Genomic DNA, 3054 nt, shown 5'->3' on the forward strand with positions numbered 1-3054 from the left:
ATCTGGCGTTGACTTTTGGCACGCTGTTGAGTTCTCAAGGAACGGACGCTTCCTTTGAAACCGTATCACCGGTTTCTCCGGGCTTTTCCCTCCGAGCCTTTCAGCCTTTCGGCTTTCCGGCCTTTCGTGTTTCCAACCTTACCAGATCCGTTTTCCGTTCCGTTTCCGGTTCGAATTCCGTTTCCGGTGGCCTGTTGGCGGCCTTTGCCTTTCGGCGTGTCTTCGACTTTAGCAGAGTCGCATCGGCCGACCTAATCGGCTTTGCGATTACCTACGGGGTCAAAGTGCTCCGCCGGAATTGCCTTCACGGACGGAGCGGTTCAGATGCCAACGGCTGCCGAGCAACGTACCACGCCGCTCATCGCAACCGTTAAAATCTACCTCCCCACATGGCCCGTGTCAACGGGTTTCGGGGAGATGAACACCGTACCAGCTCGGCGGGGCGCTCCGCACATCACCCGAAGGACGACGGAGGGGTCTCCAGCTCCTCCAGCTCGATGCCCGGGGCGGCGAGCACCACGTCGCCCGCGATGTGGACCGTGTGCTGCTCACCCGTGTCCAACTCGCTGACCTGGTATTCGTCCACGGTGAGCGGGCCGCTGTCGGTGGAGTGCACCGTGCTGCCGAGCAGCGCCCAGGACTGGTCGAGGGTGCGCGGCGCGAGGACCGGGTCGGTGAACGCGACGAGGCGGACGCGTACCGGTCCCGTGCCGGGTTCGAGCCGGAGCATGCGGGAGAGGGCGATCAGGAAGGCCGGGGAGGTGCCGGTGAACGCGTGGGCCTGGGTGTTGCCCTCGGTCGCGTGCTCACCGGTCGGATCCGTACGGACCCAGGTCACGCCTTCCATCGCGCCGCCGCGGATCCGCCAGCTCGCGGCGTGCAGTTCCAGGCGGAGGGGGCGGCCGAGTTCATCGAGGGTGAGGTCCACGGAACCGGTGTGCTCACCGGAGGGTGAGGTGCGCTGTGCGACGTATCGCCAGCCGCTGGGGCCCGGCGCGCAGTGGAAGTGCTCTTCGCCGAGGGGCGCGTGGTCGTGGGTGTCGTGGAGGGAGTAGCGGCCGCGAGGCATGGTGAGGTCCTTGACGAACTGGGGCCCGCCCGGCCGGAACGGCGCGGACGGGCCCTGGGGCCCCGCCGGGGCGGCGGGGCCGGTGGACCGGTGCCGAGCACCGGCCGGGGGGATCAGTAGCGGTAGTGGTCGGGCTTGTACGGGCCCTCGACCGGGACGCCGATGTAGTCGGCCTGCTCCGGGCGGAGCGTGGTCAGCTTGGCGCCGAGCGCTTCCAGGTGGAGCCGGGCGACCTTCTCGTCCAGGTGCTTGGGCAGCACGTACACGTCGGTCGGGTAGGACTCGGGCTTGGTGAACAGCTCGATCTGGGCGATGGTCTGGTCCGCGAAGGAGTTGGACATCACGAACGACGGGTGACCGGTCGCGTTGCCGAGGTTCAGCAGACGGCCTTCGGAGAGCACGATGAGCTTCTTGCCGTCGGGGAACGTCCAGGTGTGGACCTGCGGCTTGACCTCGTCCTTGACGATGCCGGGGATCGCCGCGAGACCGGCCATGTCGATCTCGTTGTCGAAGTGGCCGATGTTCCCGACGATCGCCTGGTGCTTCATCTTGGCCATGTCGGTGGCCATGATGATGTCCTTGTTGCCGGTCGTGGTGATGAAGATGTCCGCGGTCTCCACCACGTCGTCCAGGGTGGCGACCTGGTAGCCGTCCATCGCCGCCTGCAGAGCGCAGATCGGGTCGATCTCGGTGACGATGACCCGGGCGCCCTGGCCGCGCAGCGACTCCGCGCAGCCCTTGCCGACGTCACCGTAGCCGCAGATGACCGCGACCTTGCCGCCGATCAGGACGTCGGTGGCGCGGTTGATGCCGTCGACCAGGGAGTGGCGGCAGCCGTACTTGTTGTCGAACTTCGACTTCGTCACCGCGTCGTTGACGTTGATCGCCGGGAAGAGCAGGGTGCCCTCCCGGTGCATCTCGTACAGACGGTGGACGCCGGTGGTGGTCTCCTCCGTGACACCGCGGATCTCGGAGGCGAGCTGCGTCCACTTCTGCGGGCTCTCCGCGAGGGTGCGGTTCAGCAGCTCGAGGATGACGCGGTGCTCGTCGTTCTCGGCGGTGGAGACGTCAGGAGCGGCGCCGGCCTTCTCGTACTCGACGCCCTTGTGGACGAGGAGGGTGGCGTCGCCACCGTCGTCCAGGATCATGTTGGGGCCGCCGGTGGCGGTACCCGGCCAGGTCAGCGCCTGCTCGGTGCACCACCAGTACTCCTCCAGGGTCTCGCCCTTCCAGGCGAAGACCGGGACGCCCTGCGGGTTCTCCGGGGTGCCGTTCGGGCCGACGGCGATCGCGGCGGCCGCGTGGTCCTGGGTGGAGAAGATGTTGCAGGACGCCCAGCGGACCTGCGCGCCGAGCGCGGTCAGGGTCTCGATCAGGACCGCGGTCTGCACCGTCATGTGCAGCGAGCCGGTGACCCGGGCGCCGGCCAGCGGCTGGGATGCGGCGTACTCCTTACGAAGCGCCATCAGGCCGGGCATCTCGTGCTCGGCGAGGGTGATCTCCTTACGACCGAAATCAGCCAGGGAGAGGTCGGCGACCTTGAAGTCCTGACCGGAGTCGGCTGTCGTCATGGGTGCTGCTCCTCATGGATCGGTTGGCGAGCGAGAGTTGTTCGGCTGGCCTGCGGGCAGCGGGCACGGCGCGTCCGGCGTGTGTCCGGATCCGGACACACGTGAAGCGGACACACGTGTCCCCTTTGCTCGCAGTGCGCAGTCCGTCGGAGGCCCTCTCTCCCTCGGCCGACCCGCTGGACGGGCCGCCCGACCGCCATCAGCAGCGACGTCTGGCTCGGTCACGAATCTACACCGCGGGGTGGGGTGAGCCCCAGCCCGCGGGGGTGTTCTTCGGCCCCCGGGGCAGGGTCGGGGGCTCAGGGGGTGTCTTGTGGATCAGGCCGGCCCGGCATGATCCACAAGACACCCCCCGAGCCCGGGGCGGGCCGCAGTTATACAGACCACCGGGGTTTGAGGTATGCGCAGGGCCCG

General features: G+C 67.7%; 3 protein-coding genes. 1 reads left to right on the top strand and 2 read right to left on the bottom strand.

Annotation, left to right across the window (positions count from 1 at the left end; genetic code table 11):
- A partial coding sequence (locus ABZ562_RS41065) for a hypothetical protein (RefSeq protein WP_361490558.1) occupies positions 1 to 374 on the top strand: 374 nt, incomplete at its 5' end.
- A gap of 80 nt (positions 375 to 454) precedes the next feature.
- Here ABZ562_RS41065 and ABZ562_RS41070 read toward each other — a convergent pair.
- Both ABZ562_RS41070 and ahcY read right to left on the bottom strand, forming a co-directional pair.
- Positions 455 to 1069 (bottom strand): hypothetical protein, encoded by a 615-nt coding sequence (locus tag ABZ562_RS41070; protein ID WP_361490560.1) that lies wholly within the window; start codon positions 1067 to 1069, stop codon positions 455 to 457.
- A gap of 113 nt (positions 1070 to 1182) precedes the next feature.
- The gene (gene ahcY, locus ABZ562_RS41075; protein ID WP_361490563.1) at positions 1183 to 2640 is read right to left on the bottom strand and encodes an adenosylhomocysteinase; all 1458 of its coding nucleotides are present in this window, start codon (positions 2638 to 2640) and stop codon (positions 1183 to 1185) included.
- Positions 2641 to 3054: the final 414 nt, after the last annotated feature.

The sequence above is a fragment of the Streptomyces sp. NPDC019937 genome (assembly GCF_040631655.1).
Classification (GTDB): Bacteria; Actinomycetota; Actinomycetes; order Streptomycetales; family Streptomycetaceae; genus Streptomyces.

What these genes read in the sequence shown, in the direction of transcription:
- ABZ562_RS41070 (WP_361490560.1), bottom strand. Translation starts at nt 1,069, where the DNA reads ATGCCTCGCGGCCGCTACTCCCTCCACGACACCCACGACCACGCGCCC.
- ahcY (WP_361490563.1), bottom strand. Translation starts at nt 2,640, where the DNA reads ATGACGACAGCCGACTCCGGTCAGGACTTCAAGGTCGCCGACCTCTCC.